Below are 14,239 nucleotides of genomic sequence, written 5' to 3'. Positions count from 1 at the left end.
CTCTTAGCTGTTAAAACGCAGTAGAGGACATTTCTTAAAAAGTTCAAATTTTTCTTAAAAAAAATAAAAAATAAGAAAAAAGCCAACTATTTATTACATAATTAAAATAATAAGTTTCGATATTCCCATGTGGTGTGAATAAAAATTCCGAAATAGATGACACAGAACATAAAGTTGATGAAACTCGATGCAAGAAAGCCTAAAAGTGATCCTGTCGCGGCTTTAAAAGCACGTTTATGGTTGGTTGAATCATAAATCATTTCTCCAATTAATGCGCCAACAAAAGGCCCAATGATAACGCCAAAGGGAATTGGAGCGAGAATGCCCACTATTAATCCAATATTGGTTCCCCAAACTCCGTAAGAGCTTCCGCCAAATTTTTTGGTGCCTTTTGCCGGAATTATATAATCTAAAATCGTAATAATTATTGTGAGCAAAAGCGTGATCCCTAAAAGCCAGTAATTGTTATAGACCGCTTTTGTTAAATGCAGCAGCAATAAACCAACCCAACAGCTGGAAAGACCAGGCAAAACAGGCAGAAAACTCCCAAAGATGCCTACAATCATGCATACAAAACCTAATATCAGTAATAATGAATCCATATTTTTGTGTAATTTTACAACTTACAATTATTGTGTGTCTTATAAAAATAGAAAGAAAAAACAATAAATTCTTCTTTAAAGCAATTTTGATTTGTTTTCTTTCGTTTTTATTACCCGAAGACCAAGTTTCCCCAAGAAAATAATTGTATTTTTATACCACATTTTTTTTAGTTTATTCAATTCAAAATCAAAATCTTGAAGCAGTTTTCCCTTTTTATAGTTTTTATATTTTTTAATTCTTGTCAATATTTTGAGAAGCAGGTTCCGTCTGAAAAAGAGTTACTTCAAAAAGAATTAAAATCGATTAATTGGAAAGAAGTTGACGAATATCCAACGGTTGCTGATTGTGAAACAATTACTGATAAAAAGGAACGTCAAAAATGCTTTTTTGATGTTATGTCACAGCTTATTCAACAAAAACTAGACGTAGACAGTTTATCCATTTTATATCCTGATCTTGATACAATTCAGGTAAAAGTGACTATTTTCCCGAATTCAAAGATGAAATTCGAACCAGAATTTCAAAAAGATTCTGTTGCTTACGACACGATTAGAATTGACAGTATTCTTCAAGCCCGTTTAGTAGATTTTCCTAAAGTAAATCCAGCAATAAAACGAGGTCTTCCGGTAAGAACCCAATTTATTTTACCTGTAATTATAAAAGCAAAAAAATAGTTTTTTTCACCATATAAGTGATATAAGTTCATTTAAAAACTTGGTGTAAAATTTTACTTAAATCCCTTATATAACTTATATGGTTTAAACTATTTTACAAAGCGTCGGTCTTTCCATTCGTACGAACCGAATAAACTATATAAGGCTACTATTGAACTGAAAAACGGATACAATAAACTACTTAATAAAAGGCTTTTAATTTTGTTTTTGGTCAAAAATTGATTGGTTTTATAGAGCAGAATAAAATCGATTGTAAACTTTAAAAACCCAAATACTACTAAAAACGGATAACTTAAGATTCCGAAAAGAAATAAGAAAAAAGCAATCAGAAAACTCAAATTTCCAAAGAAAACAATCAGTCCTAAAAATTTTCCAAACGTGCTTTTATACGAACTTGTTTTTGCAGCCCAGCGTACTCTTTGATAAAATAAGGATTTCCAATTTTCGGATGGTTTAGTCATCACAATTGCTTCTTCAGCTTTTAAATACTGAACTTGATTTGGGAATTTTTCAATGGCTTTTTGCATTAAAAAAACATCATCACCGCTGGCAATCTTATCATTTCCTTCAAAACCATTTAAGCTTTCAAACAATAATTTTTTGTAAGCAAAATTTGCTCCGTTGCACATAAATCCGTTGTTTAAACCAAAACTGCCAATTGTTGCACCTTGCAGACTGGTTAAATCTAATTGCTGAAAATGATGCAGAAATGAATTCTCACATTCATACGAAACCGCACCGGCAAGCATTGAAACTTTATTTTCCTGGATATAATTATCAAAAGTCAAAAGCCAGTTTTTTGGAACAATACAATCGGCATCTGTTGTAATTACCCAATTGGTTTTTACATGATACATTGCCGTTGTAATGGCATCTTTTTTTGGTGAATTTGAAATGCGAATATTATCAATAATTGATAATTCATAATTAACAATCGATAATTGAAATTTCTCTTTAGAATTGTCATCAACTAAAATCACTTCAAATAATTCAGATGGATAATTTAGTTTTGAAAAACTATTCAAGAGATTCGGCAGATTTTCTGTTTCATTTCGAAACGGAACTATTATCGTAAAACTTGTCTGTGGTTTTAATTCTTTATTTTGATACTTTTTTACTTTAAAAAAACCATAAATAAGTAATCCTATGCTTATTATATAAAGGGTTAATATGCCAAATAGAGCAAATATCATACTGTTGTTTTCGCTTTAAAATTAAGCACAAAATAACTTCCTAAAACAACTGGAAGAACAACATTTAAGAACCACATAAGTGTACTTATAAAAACTACAATCCACTCATTTACGCCCAAAATACCAAAGAAATAAATGGCAACACTTCCTTTTACTGCAAAGTCTAAGAACTGAAATGTAGGCAGTGACGAAGCCAGAAAATAAACAGATGTAACCGCAGCCATCAAAGTTAAATAAGGCAATTCGACATCAAAAGCTAAAAACAAAAAGTAATATTGATGTGAAAAAACCAAATATCGTAAAATACCCAGAATAATATTTTTTTGATGAATTGATTTCGGAATTTCATTGATTTTATGAATTAGTTTTTCGATTGAATATCCTTTTATTTTGATTTTTTTTAAAGAGAATAAAACAATCAAAATCACTACAAAACCTCCAAACAAAATCGCAACCGTTTTTGATGTAATAACATTGTATTTAGCATTGAAATACATTAATCCGAATATTCCAAAAATGATAGTCAAAACCATTTGAATTCCGTTGCAGATTAAGTTTAGGAAAAGCACTTTTTTAGCTTCCGTTTTTGGATAATACAGCGCTTTTCCGGCATACTCCCCTACTCCATTTGGTGTAAAAATTCCAGCGGTTAAGGCGGCTAAAACCTGTTTTGCGGCTTCATAAACTGAGATTTCATGTATTACTTTGGCAAGATTCTGCCATTTTAAAATCTCAAAATAGCGATTCAGAACACTCAAAAGCAGGATAAACGAAATTCCTAAAACCGACTGATTTTTTTTGAATAAAACAATGAACTTATTCCAGTCCAATTTATCATTATTTGCCAGCTGATTGTAAATAAAATAAAATGCGCCGCCAACAATCAAAAGTTTGACAAGAAGAACTAGGAATTGCTTAGCTTTGTGAGGAATTGAAATCATGCCGCAAAAGTAATCAATTTGAAAGTGCGGCAATGAAAATGTGACAATTTGAAAATTAGAAAATGAGTTAATTTTCTAAACTTGAAACCTTAAACTTGAAACTGAAATCTTGACACAAGAACGCATCATATTAGGTATTGACCCTGGAACCACAATTATGGGTTTCGGATTGATTAAAGTAATCAATAAAAAAATGGAATTTCTGCAATTAAATGAATTACAGCTTTCCAAATACGACAACCATTACCAAAAATTAAGAATCATTTTCGAGCGAACTATCGAATTAATCGAAACGCATTGCCCAGACGAAATTGCGATTGAAGCGCCTTTCTTTGGAAAAAACGTGCAGTCGATGCTGAAATTAGGACGTGCACAAGGCGTTGCAATGGCGGCGGGTCTTTCAAGAGGCATTCCGATAACGGAATACGAACCAAAAAAGATAAAAATGGCGATTACCGGAAACGGAAATGCCAGCAAAGAACAGGTTGCTAAAATGCTGCAGCAACTTTTAGGTTTAAAAGAATTACCAAAAAACCTCGATTCAACGGATGGTTTGGCGGCTGCGGTTTGTCATTTCTTTAATTCGGGAAAAATCGTTGCAGGGAAAAGTTATTCGGGCTGGGATGCTTTTGTAAAACAGAATGAGGATAAGATTAGAAAATAGTGGTCAGTGGTCAGATTTTTAGTGTTCAGTTCTTAAACACAAAATATTTTTTCTTGTAATTTTCTTACATAATTTTCGTTACGAATAAAAAACATAATGAGATTTCAAGATTTATTAGCTTACAAAAAGTCTTTTTCTTTAGCAATGAAGATATTTAATATTACAAAACAGTTCCCTAAAGAAGAAACCTATTCATTAACCGATCAAATTAGACGCTCATCCAGAAGTGTTACTGTTACTATTGCTGAAGCTTACAGAAAACGTATTTATCCAAAACATTTCTATAGTAAACTAACCGATTCTGATGGTGAAAATTCTGAAACACAAGCTTGGCTGGAATTTGCTTTTGCTTGTAATTATATTTCAAACGAATCCTATAATGAGCTTTTATCCGAAAGTATTGAAATAGGTAAATTATTAAACTATATGCTTTTAAACCCAGAGAAGTTTGGAGTTAGAAAAGAGTAATCAGTGATCCGTTTTTTAATGTTCAATAATTTAAAAATTAATACCAGTCTGAACACTAAAAACTCAACACTGAATACTAAAGTCTGAACACTAAAAACCTGAACACTGAACACTAAAAAATGAGCGGCATCTACATTCATATACCATTCTGCAAGCAGGCTTGTCATTATTGCGACTTTCATTTTTCGACTTCGATGAAAAAGAAAGACGAAATGGTTTTGGCTTTGGCTAAAGAAATTTCCATGCGTAAAAATGAACTTCTCGACTCCGCTCGAAGTGACAATGAAATTGTAGAAACCATTTATTTTGGAGGTGGAACTCCTTCTGTATTATCAAATGAAGAAATCAACTTTTTAATTTCAGAAGTTTATAAAAACTATAGAGTTGCAGCAAATCCTGAAATTACATTGGAAGCAAATCCGGATGATTTATCTGCGGAACGAATTTTGGAATTATCTAAAAGTCCAATAAATAGATTAAGCATTGGGATTCAGTCTTTTTATGAAGAAGATTTGAAAATGATGAATCGCGCTCATAATTCGGCAGAAGCCAAAAAATGCTTAGAAGAAGCGACCAAGTACTTTGATAATATCTCACTTGATTTAATTTACGGAATTCCGGGAATGAGCGACGAAATGTGGAAACAGAATATCGAAACGGCTTTGAGTTTTGGTATTCCGCATATTTCGAGTTACGCTTTAACGGTCGAACCGAAAACTGCTTTAAGCAAATTAATTCAAACCGGAAAAATTGCTGAACCTCAAGACGAAGCGGCTTCCAATCATTTTATAATTTTGGTAGAAACGCTGCAGAAAAATGGCTTTATCCATTATGAATTATCGAATTTTGGGAAAGAGAATTATTTCTCCAAAAACAATTCGGCTTATTGGCTGGGAAAAAAATATATCGGAATCGGGCCTTCGGCTCACAGTTATGACGGCATAAAAAGAGGCTGGAATATTGCGAATAATTCCTTGTATTTAAAATCAATTCAGAACAATGAACTTCCAATTGAAACGGAAATGCTGACTACTTCAGATCGTTATAACGAATATATTATGACGGGTTTACGAACGATTTGGGGTGTTTCGTTAGAAAGAATAGAAAATGAATTTGGTTTGGAATACTTGAATTATCTGAAAAAACAATCTCAGAAATTCCTGAATGACGATTTGCTTTCAATCGAAAATAATATTCTAAAACCAACTCCAAAAGGAAAATTTTTAACAGATGGAATTGCAAGTGATCTGTTTTATTTAAATTTGGAAAACTAAAATTAGCCACGAAGGCACAAAGGCGCAAATTAATTAAACTTTGTGACTTAGCGTCTTTGCGGCATAAAACCTAAACTTGTGTTAGCCAAAATCAACGACTTTGAAATCGACTTATCAAAACCTATTGATATCTCTATTCCATTAACAAACACAGATGAAAACCCAATTGCCTGGTATATCGAAAAACCGGTTATTGAACCCGTAGTTTTTGGCGACTGGATTGGGAAAGTTTCGGAAGGGAAATCGTCTACTAATTTCAACAATATCTTTTTCAATCCGCATGGGCATGGAACGCACACGGAATGTTTGGGGCATATTACAAATGATTTTTACAGCATTAATCAATCTTTAAAGCAGTTTTTCTTTTTTGCTAAATTGATTACAATTGAACCTGAGAAAATTGGTGATGATTTTGTGATTACGAAAGGGCAAGTTCAAAAGTCGTTGAGCGCTTCGACTTCGCTCAGCGTGACAAACGAGGCTTTAATTATTAGGACAATACCAAACCAAAAAGAAAAAAAATCAAGAAAATATTCGAATACCAATCCGCCGTATTTGTCTGAAGAAGCTGCGATTTTCATCCGCGAAAGCGAAATTCAGCATTTATTGATTGATCTGCCAAGTGTTGATAAAGAACATGACGAAGGCAAATTATTGGCACACAAAGCGTTTTGGAATGTAAAAGACACACATAATCTAAATTCTGATGCCAGATTAAATGCGACAATTACCGAAATGATTTATGTTCCTGACGAAATTGAAGATGGAAATTATATACTAAATCTTCAAATCACTTCGTTTGAAAACGATGCAAGTCCATCAAAACCAATATTATATAAAATTTAAAAGTTTGCCACTAATTGCACGAATTTTCACGAATTAATCTTGCTTTTTGCCACAGATTAAAGGATTAGAAATGATTAAATCTGTGTAAATCTTTATAATCTGTGGCAAAATAAAAAAGAAATTAGCGAAAATTCGTGAAATTGCTTCGCCTGTTCGCTATCGCTCGGGTCGTGGCAAAAAACAAAACAATATGATTAGTGTATCAACAGATAAAACCAAACTCGACGTTCCGTTTATACAAAACTTTTTAAAAGATATTTATTGGGCTGCTGGACGAACAATTGAAGAAGTACAGACCACGATTGATGCATCAGTTTGTTTTGGAATTTATTTAAATGACAAACAAATTGGTTTTGCACGCGTCATTACCGATTATGTGGTTTTTGCTTACTTAATGGATGTTTTTATAACCGAAGAACACCGTGGAAAAGGATATTCATCAATTTTAATTGAAACGATGATGAATGAACCACAGCTTCAAAATGTCAAAATTTGGCGATTGGCTACAACTGATGCTCATTTTTTATACGAAAAATTCGGATTTACAAAATTGAACCATCCTGAAAAAATGATGGAAAAAATAGTAGTATGAATATAATTATTAAACTCGAAGAGACGGCTTTATTTATTCTTGGAATATTTCTTTTTAACCGTTTAAATTATGATTGGTGGTGGTTTCTGGCTTTAATTTTAGCTCCGGATTTATCTATGATTGGATATGCTTTTGGGAATAAAGCAGGTGCATTTTTATACAATATCTTTCATCATAAAGGAATTGCACTTTTAATTTATGCTTTAGGATGTTATTTAAGTATTGAAAGTATTCAGTTAGCCGGAATTATTTTATTTTCACATTCGGCAATGGATCGTATTTTTGGTTACGGATTGAAATATGAAAAAGGTTTTAAATACACGCATTTAGGTGAAATTGGTAAATAAACAGTTATGAATTTAGAAATGTTTTACGAATATTGTCTTTCTAAAAAGGGAGTCAGCGAACATTTTCCTTTTGATGAAGATACTTTGGTTTTTAAAGTGGGCGGTAAAATGTTTGCTTTATCTTCCTTATCGCAATGGGAAAAGAACGAGCAGTCTGTCAATTTAAAATGTGATCCAGAGCGCGCACAAGAGCTCAGAGCTGAATATGACGAAATAAAACCCGGATTTCACATGAGTAAAGTGCATTGGAATACGATCGCTTTAAACGGAAATCTTCCTGATAAATTTGTCAAAGAATTGATAGATCATTCTTATGAATTAGTTTTCAAAAGTTTGACAAAGAAAATTCAGAATGAAATTATCGAATTAGAAAATTAGGCATTACATTTGCACGGTAAGAAAAAAAAACTCAGCCCCGAAGTATCGGGATAGTTACTAGATAACTTAGCAACTTATACAACCATGAAAGAACAATTTAAAAAATTTTTGAACGAAGAACAAGATCCAAAAGCGATTGAAAAAGTCACTTCGAAACTTACAGATTTATTAATGAAAGGCGAAGAAGTTGGTTACATAGCAGTGCAAAAAAAACCTGCAATTACTGTTTTTCCTGACAGTATTGTGTTAACAAACAAGCGTATCATTATTTGTAAACCTAAAAATCTAGGTCTTTCTATGGATTTTATAGATTATACCTGGGATGATATTGCAAGTACTTTTGTAAAAGAAAACATTTTAGGTTCTGAATTTTCATTTGGCACTAAAACAGATTTAGCCGTTTCTATTGATTATATCCCAAAAATTCAGGCGAGAAAAATCTATACGTATGCTAAAGAACAATTGGATTTATTAAGGAATCCTGTTGTTGCAGCAACGCCAATTCAGGAAGTTGTTGAACCAGAATATGAAGAAGAAGAAGAAATTGAAGAGGTTGAAACAGAAGAAGTAACAAGTTTTGCTGAAATTTTGCCAGCAGCTCCGGTATACACCGAAACTTTTGAACCAAGTCAGCCGGTACAGCAGCCTTCAACCGGAGATCGCAAATTAAGCGAACTATCAAAAGAAGAACTTTTTGACAAATTACAGAACTACAAAAAACTTCTTGATAATGGATTAATTATGCAGGGAGAATATGATGCTTATAAAAAAGAGATATTGAGTTATATGTAAGTCTTAAAGTTGGAAAGTCGAAAGTCGTAAAGCTCCTCCTAAATAAAATAAAAAGCCAGAATAGTATATTTCTATTCTGGCTTTATTTTTTTCACAATCTAGTTGATTTCAAACTTTGGACTTATAACTTTGGACTAAAGCGTAGCCTTCTGTTTTTCTACAAATTTATGCGACTGCAGTTCGAGTAATTCTTTGGCATTTTTCTTTTGCAGATCAAATAAACCTTTATCTCCCGCAATATCAGCATAAACTTTATCGTGCATTTCGGCACTGGTTTTTACCAATAATTCACGCTTGTATTTATTTTGTTCCAAAGTAGCTTTCATTGCCGTTTCGGCTTCTTCCTGCTTGAAATCAAATTCGCCTTTTGGAGCTAGTAATTTAGCAATAATTGGGGATGTTTCGATTGCCAGAAACAACAGCATAATAAAGAATGATGGAAGCCACGGCAGTTTATTCAGCGCATTGATACGCGCCATTAATCCGTCAAAACCTTCTATGATTGGCTGCGTCTGCGAAACTTTTTTGTCTAAATCAGCTTGAAGCTGTACGCCCGCTTTTTCTTTTTCGGCAATTTTAACTTCGTTGGCTGTCTTTAAGGCTGCAAATTCTTTTAAAGCGGCATCGTGTTTTTCTCGTTTTTCTTTATAAACAGGACCTTTTCCAAGCCTTTTGGTTCCTGTCGTTCCTTCAGCTTCTGTAATATAATTTGAATACAAGGCATTTACTTCTTTTTCTTTCGTTAGAATATCTGTTTTTAAAGCTGCAATCTCTGCTTTATTTTTATCTAAATCCGATTTGAAATAGGTCCCAATTTGTTTTTTATTAGCCAATTCCATTTCGTTTTTCTCTTTCAGTAAAACAGTATTAATTTCTTTTTCGAAAATTTTAATTTCCAAAGGTTTTGAAATTACAATCGCAATAATAATGGCCAATATAATACGTGGCGTCGCCTGCAGGAATTCATCCATAAAGCGATCTCTTTTTTTAATGGTAGAAACGATAAATCGGTCTAAATTAAAAATCAATAAACTCCATACAAATCCAAAAATTAAAGCCGGATAAATGGAATCGAAAACGGTAAAAAGTGCATAAGCACTGGCAAGGAAAGCCATTACAGCTGTAAAGAATACGGTGGCTCCAATACCAACATATTTGGTCTGCTCGCCTTGAGAGCAATTTTCGAGGAGATCTTTGTCTGCACCCGAACATAGGATAAAAAATTGTTTTAACATGATTGATGATTTTTGATTGTGATTGATACGGCAAATTTAACGCCAAATTTTTAATTACAGTCAAAATATTAATTTGTTTTTAATTGTGAATCAAATGTTTGGAGAGATAATGTTAGTTAATCATTAATAAAAATCTGCAATAACTGACTAATCATAACACTATGTTAATTTTTTTTAAGGGTTTTAGTAATACAAAGACCCTAGTTTCGCAATCAAATCAAACTAAACAACACAATGAAAAAATTCTATTTATTATTAACTTTCCTATTTTTAGCAGTTTCGGGTTATGCGCAAAAGGCCATAATTTCGGGAAAAGTGCTGGATGCAGATGATAAACTTCCTCTTCCCGGAGCTATGGTCCAGATTGTTGGAGAAAACAAATACACAGTTTCTGACTACAACGGCCGTTTCGAATTACTGAACATTAATGCCGGATCTTATAAGGTTGAAGTAAAATATATTGGATATACTGCCATTACTCATGAAATTACAGTTGAACAAGGTAAAAATAATGTACTAGATTTTGCCCTTAAAACTTCTGGAACTGAATTAAATGAAGTTGTAGTTGGTGATATCTTAAAAGGTCAGGCCAAAGCACTGAATCAGCAAAAAAACAATAAAAACATAGGAAACGTAATCTCTTCTGATCAAATGGGGCGTTTTCCTGATGCTAACGTGGGCGACGCTTTAAAACGTGTTCCGGGTATCACAATGCAAAATGATCAGGGTGAAGCTCGTAATATTATTATTAGAGGTTTAGCTCCGTCTTTGAACTCTGTTACTTTAAATGGAGACCGTATCCCATCTGCCGAAGGTGACAACAGAAACGTACAAATGGACTTAATTCCATCTGATATGATTTCGACTATTGAAGTAAACAAAACCTTAACTTCAGATATGGATGCTGATGCCATTGGAGGTTCTGTAAATTTAGTTACGAGAGCAACTCCAAACGGAGAAAGAATCTCAGCAACCCTTGCGGGAGGTTATTTACCAATACGCGAACATGCAAGTTATACTGCCGGTTTTGTTTATGGTAATCGTTTTTTTGACAACAAATTAGGAGCTGTTTTCAGCGGTTCATATAATAATGTAGATTACGGATCTGATAATATCGAAAACGAATGGGTTAAGGATGAATTCGGAAATGACTATTTACAGGCATCAGAAATTAGAAAATATGATGTACAGCGTATTCGCCGCAGCGGATCTGTAGCTTTAGATTACAAATTTAACGAAAACAATACCATTTTTGCCAATGCAATTTACAACTGGAGAGACGATAGAGAAAACCGTTTCAGAACTACTTATGATGATATCGAGCCAATTTACAATGGTGAAGAAATCACTGGTTTTGAAGGTCGTGTAAAACGTCAGACAAAAGGTGGTTTAGATAACAGCAGAAACAAAAACAGAAGATTAGAAGATCAAAGAGTTCAGAATTACTCACTTCGCGGAGAGCATTTAATCAATTCTACTTTAGATTTAGACTGGTCTGCTAACTACGCAAAAGCAAGAGAATATCGTCCAGGCGAACGTTATATCGAATACCGCCAGAAAGGTTTGGAGATGTTTCAGGATTCATCTAATCCAAGATTTCCTTTAATGACAACTGCCGGAGAATCGACAGATGAATTCGAATTTGACTCGGTTACAGAAAACACAGATGAAACAAGTGAAAGTGAGTTTGGAGCAAAAGTAAATATTCGTTTCCCTTTTTCTGTAATTGCAGGAGAAAAAGGAAGACTTAGAACTGGTTTAAGACTTCGTTTGAAGGAAAAAGAAAGAAACAATATGTTTTATTCTTACTCACCAATCAATGACGGAATGGAATTATTATCTGAAGTTCCAAATAGTTATTATGATGGAAAAAACTTTAATCCGGGAGGTAAATACATTCCGGGATCTTTCGCTTCTGCTTCTTATTTAGGCGGTTTAGATTTAAATAATGCTTCCTTATTTGAAAAAGAAACAGATCCTGCAGAATATTTAGCTGTAAACTATAATGCCAAAGAAAGAATTACCGCTGCTTATGTAAGATGGGATCAGGATTTTAACGATAAACTTTCGATGGTTTTAGGTTTCCGTATGGAGAACACTCACATCGATTATACAGGAAACAGAGTTTTGGATGAAGAAGAATTAGAAAGCCAAATCAACACTACAAACTCTTATACGAATTTATTGCCAAGCATCTCTTTTCAATATAACGCTACCAAAGATTTAGTTTTAAGAGCTGCTGCTACAACAGCACTAGCAAGACCAAACTATTATGCATTAGCACCTTACGTAAACAATATTGCTGCTGATAAAGAAATTACAGCCGGAAATCCGGATCTTGATGCAACCTACTCCTACAATTATGATTTCATGGCCGAGAACTATTTCAAATCTGTTGGTTTGATTTCTGGAGGTGTTTTCTATAAAAGATTAAATGATTTCATTTACAACTACAGCGATAATCAATATACTGGTGCCAAATTCGCTGCAGATTTCCCTAATCAGACAAACCCAATTCCGGTTGGAGAAAACTGGTCATTTTTACAATCAAGAAATGGTGACAAAGTTGATGTTTACGGATTTGAAGTTGCTTTTCAGCGTCAGTTAGATTTCCTTCCTGGTAAATTCTTGAAAGGATTTGGTATTTATTTGAACTATACTTACACGCAGTCTAAAGCTAAAGGAATCGCCGATGAAGATGGAAACGAAAGAAACGACATCAGCCTTCCGGGAACAACACCGCATATGTTTAATGGATCTTTATCTTGGGAAAACAAACGTTTCTCTGCCAGAATCTCAACCAACTTCACATCTGATTATTTAGATGAATTAGGTTCAGAATCATACAAAGACAGTTATTATGACAAGCAATTCTTTTTAGATGCAAATGCTTCTTATAAAATTACTCCTAAACTTCGCTTTTTTGCTGAAGCCAATAATTTAACAAACCAACCGTTACGTTACTATCAAGGAGTTGCTGCTCATACAAAACAAGCCGAATATTACCAAGCTCGTTACAATTTCGGATTGAAATTAGACTTGTAAAATCAATACTAAAAACTACTAAATTAGACAGGACTTAGCAGTTCTGTCTAATTCATTTAAAATAAAACACCAAAATGAACAATAAATCGATACTTGCTTTTTTACTTTTAAGCCTTTCATTCACCGCTTGTAAAGACGATAAATTAGCGCCAATTCAACCAAATGCCGTAAAACCAACTACCGTAACCGAAGCCTTGCCTCACGATACTGACGATCCTTCAATCTGGATTCACCCAACCGATGCTTCAAAAAGTATTATTGTAGGAACAGATAAAGATACAGACGGTGGTTTGTATGCTTTTGATTTGAATGGAAAAATACTTAAAAAATCAATTCCGCTAAAACGTCCAAACAATGTAGATATCGCTTACGGATTGATCATTGACGGAAAAAAAGTTGATGTTGCAGTTACAACAGAACGCGAAAGCAACAAAATTAGAATTTTTAGTCTTCCTGATTTAGAGCCGATTGATAACGGGGGAATCGAAGTTTTTGAAGGAGAAGCACAACGCGACCCAATGGGAGTTTCTCTATACACACGACCAGGCGATCAGAAGATTTTTGCGATTGTAGGAAGAAAAACAGGTCCTTCCGGAAGTTATTTATGGCAGTATGAGCTTTATGGAAACGGGAAATTTGCTGCTGCAAAAGTGGTTCGTAAATTTGGAACTTACAGCGGTAAAAAAGAAATCGAAGCCATCGCTGTTGATAACGAATTAGGTTTTGTTTACTACTGCGACGAACAGGTGGGAATTAGAAAATACAAAGCAGATCCTGCTTTAAACGATAATAAAGAATTAGCTTTCTTTGGTCAAAAAGATTTTAAAGCAGATCACGAAGGAATTGCGATTTACAAAAAAACAGATTCTACCGGATATATTTTAGTATCAAATCAGCAGGCAAATTCTTTTATGGTTTATCCGAGAGAAGGTGCAAACGGAAATCCAAACAATTATCCTTTGTTAGCCGAAGTTCCAACCTCAACAATTGAGTGCGATGGTGCCGATGTTACAAGTGTAAACTTAGGTCCAAAATACAAAAACGGACTTTTCGTAGCCATGAGCAACGGAATGACATTTCATTATTATGCGTGGGATTTGATCCAGAAACGTATTGATGAAGCTAAAAAATAGTTGATTTTGTTTCAGTTTCAAGTTTTATCAAGACTTAAAATCTGGTGTCATACT

At 33.6% G+C, this 14,239-nt stretch carries 15 protein-coding genes; 11 read left to right on the top strand and 4 right to left on the bottom strand.

The window, feature by feature from the left end; translation table 11 throughout:
* Window positions 1–101 precede the first annotated feature (101 nt).
* Window positions 102–602: a DUF456 domain-containing protein gene (locus L1276_RS09390; protein ID WP_253787123.1), complete on the bottom strand. Its 501-nt coding sequence runs from the start codon at window positions 600–602 to the stop codon at window positions 102–104.
* A 195-nt stretch (window positions 603–797) separates the two neighbouring features.
* Here L1276_RS09390 and L1276_RS09385 point away from each other — a divergent pair, with 195 nt between their 5' ends.
* Entirely contained in the window at window positions 798–1,277 is a 480-nt protein-coding gene (locus L1276_RS09385; RefSeq protein WP_253787121.1) for a hypothetical protein, read from the top strand.
* Window positions 1,278–1,366: 89 nt separating this feature from the next.
* Here the strand turns inward: L1276_RS09385 and L1276_RS09380 are convergent, their stop codons facing one another.
* Both L1276_RS09380 and L1276_RS09375 read right to left on the bottom strand, forming a co-directional pair.
* Window positions 1,367–2,470: a glycosyltransferase gene (locus tag L1276_RS09380; protein ID WP_253787119.1), complete on the bottom strand. Its 1,104-nt coding sequence runs from the start codon at window positions 2,468–2,470 to the stop codon at window positions 1,367–1,369.
* Window positions 2,467–3,411, bottom strand: coding sequence for a flippase-like domain-containing protein (locus L1276_RS09375; RefSeq protein ID WP_253787117.1), 945 nt, complete (start codon window positions 3,409–3,411; stop codon window positions 2,467–2,469). Before L1276_RS09375 ends, L1276_RS09380 begins: the two co-directional genes overlap by 4 nt.
* A 109-nt stretch (window positions 3,412–3,520) precedes the next feature.
* On the opposite strand from L1276_RS09375, the gene ruvC reads away from it, so the two are divergent.
* The 8 genes from ruvC to L1276_RS09335 all read left to right on the top strand — a co-directional run bounded on the left by ruvC (window position 3,521) and on the right by L1276_RS09335 (window position 8,772).
* Window positions 3,521–4,075 (top strand): crossover junction endodeoxyribonuclease RuvC, encoded by a 555-nt coding sequence (ruvC, locus tag L1276_RS09370; RefSeq protein WP_253787115.1) that lies wholly within the window; start codon window positions 3,521–3,523, stop codon window positions 4,073–4,075.
* Window positions 4,076–4,171: 96 nt separating this feature from the next.
* Window positions 4,172–4,543 carry a four helix bundle protein gene (locus tag L1276_RS09365; protein ID WP_253787113.1) on the top strand — a complete coding sequence of 124 codons (372 nt, stop codon included), beginning with the start codon at window positions 4,172–4,174 and terminating at the stop codon, window positions 4,541–4,543.
* A gap of 119 nt (window positions 4,544–4,662) precedes the next feature.
* Window positions 4,663–5,817 carry a radical SAM family heme chaperone HemW gene (gene hemW / locus L1276_RS09360; RefSeq protein WP_253787111.1) on the top strand — a complete coding sequence of 385 codons (1,155 nt, stop codon included), beginning with the start codon at window positions 4,663–4,665 and terminating at the stop codon, window positions 5,815–5,817.
* A gap of 78 nt (window positions 5,818–5,895) precedes the next feature.
* Window positions 5,896–6,663, top strand: a complete 768-nt coding sequence (locus tag L1276_RS09355; protein WP_253787108.1) for a cyclase family protein — start codon at window positions 5,896–5,898, stop codon at window positions 6,661–6,663.
* A gap of 190 nt (window positions 6,664–6,853) precedes the next feature.
* The gene (locus L1276_RS09350; RefSeq protein ID WP_253787107.1) at window positions 6,854–7,255 is read left to right on the top strand and encodes a GNAT family N-acetyltransferase; all 402 of its coding nucleotides are present in this window, start codon (window positions 6,854–6,856) and stop codon (window positions 7,253–7,255) included.
* A complete protein-coding gene (locus L1276_RS09345) occupies window positions 7,252–7,602 on the top strand; it encodes a DUF4260 domain-containing protein (protein WP_253787105.1) in 351 nt (116 codons plus the stop codon). The genes L1276_RS09350 and L1276_RS09345 overlap by 4 nt, the downstream gene beginning before the upstream one ends.
* A gap of 6 nt (window positions 7,603–7,608) precedes the next feature.
* Window positions 7,609–7,980: an MmcQ/YjbR family DNA-binding protein gene (locus L1276_RS09340; RefSeq protein WP_253787103.1), complete on the top strand. Its 372-nt coding sequence runs from the start codon at window positions 7,609–7,611 to the stop codon at window positions 7,978–7,980.
* A gap of 84 nt (window positions 7,981–8,064) precedes the next feature.
* Window positions 8,065–8,772, top strand: a complete 708-nt coding sequence (locus L1276_RS09335; protein ID WP_253787101.1) for a PH domain-containing protein — start codon at window positions 8,065–8,067, stop codon at window positions 8,770–8,772.
* 134 nt (window positions 8,773–8,906) lie between these two features.
* On the opposite strand, the gene L1276_RS09330 is transcribed toward L1276_RS09335, so the two are convergent.
* Window positions 8,907–10,007 carry a DUF4407 domain-containing protein gene (locus L1276_RS09330; protein ID WP_253787100.1) on the bottom strand — a complete coding sequence of 367 codons (1,101 nt, stop codon included), beginning with the start codon at window positions 10,005–10,007 and terminating at the stop codon, window positions 8,907–8,909.
* A 234-nt stretch (window positions 10,008–10,241) separates the two neighbouring features.
* Here L1276_RS09330 and L1276_RS09325 point away from each other — a divergent pair, with 234 nt between their 5' ends.
* Both L1276_RS09325 and L1276_RS09320 read left to right on the top strand, forming a co-directional pair.
* Window positions 10,242–13,052 (top strand): TonB-dependent receptor, encoded by a 2,811-nt coding sequence (locus L1276_RS09325; protein WP_253787098.1) that lies wholly within the window; start codon window positions 10,242–10,244, stop codon window positions 13,050–13,052.
* A 74-nt stretch (window positions 13,053–13,126) separates the two neighbouring features.
* The gene (locus tag L1276_RS09320) at window positions 13,127–14,185 is read left to right on the top strand and encodes a phytase (RefSeq protein WP_253787096.1); all 1,059 of its coding nucleotides are present in this window, start codon (window positions 13,127–13,129) and stop codon (window positions 14,183–14,185) included.
* The last annotated feature ends 54 nt before the right edge of the window (window positions 14,186–14,239 follow it).

The sequence above is a fragment of the Flavobacterium sp. HSC-32F16 genome (genome assembly GCF_024171645.1).
GTDB lineage: Bacteria > Bacteroidota > Bacteroidia > Flavobacteriales > Flavobacteriaceae > Flavobacterium.
Note: the sequence above shows the minus strand (reverse complement) of the source record. Positions and strands in the feature narration are given on the sequence as shown.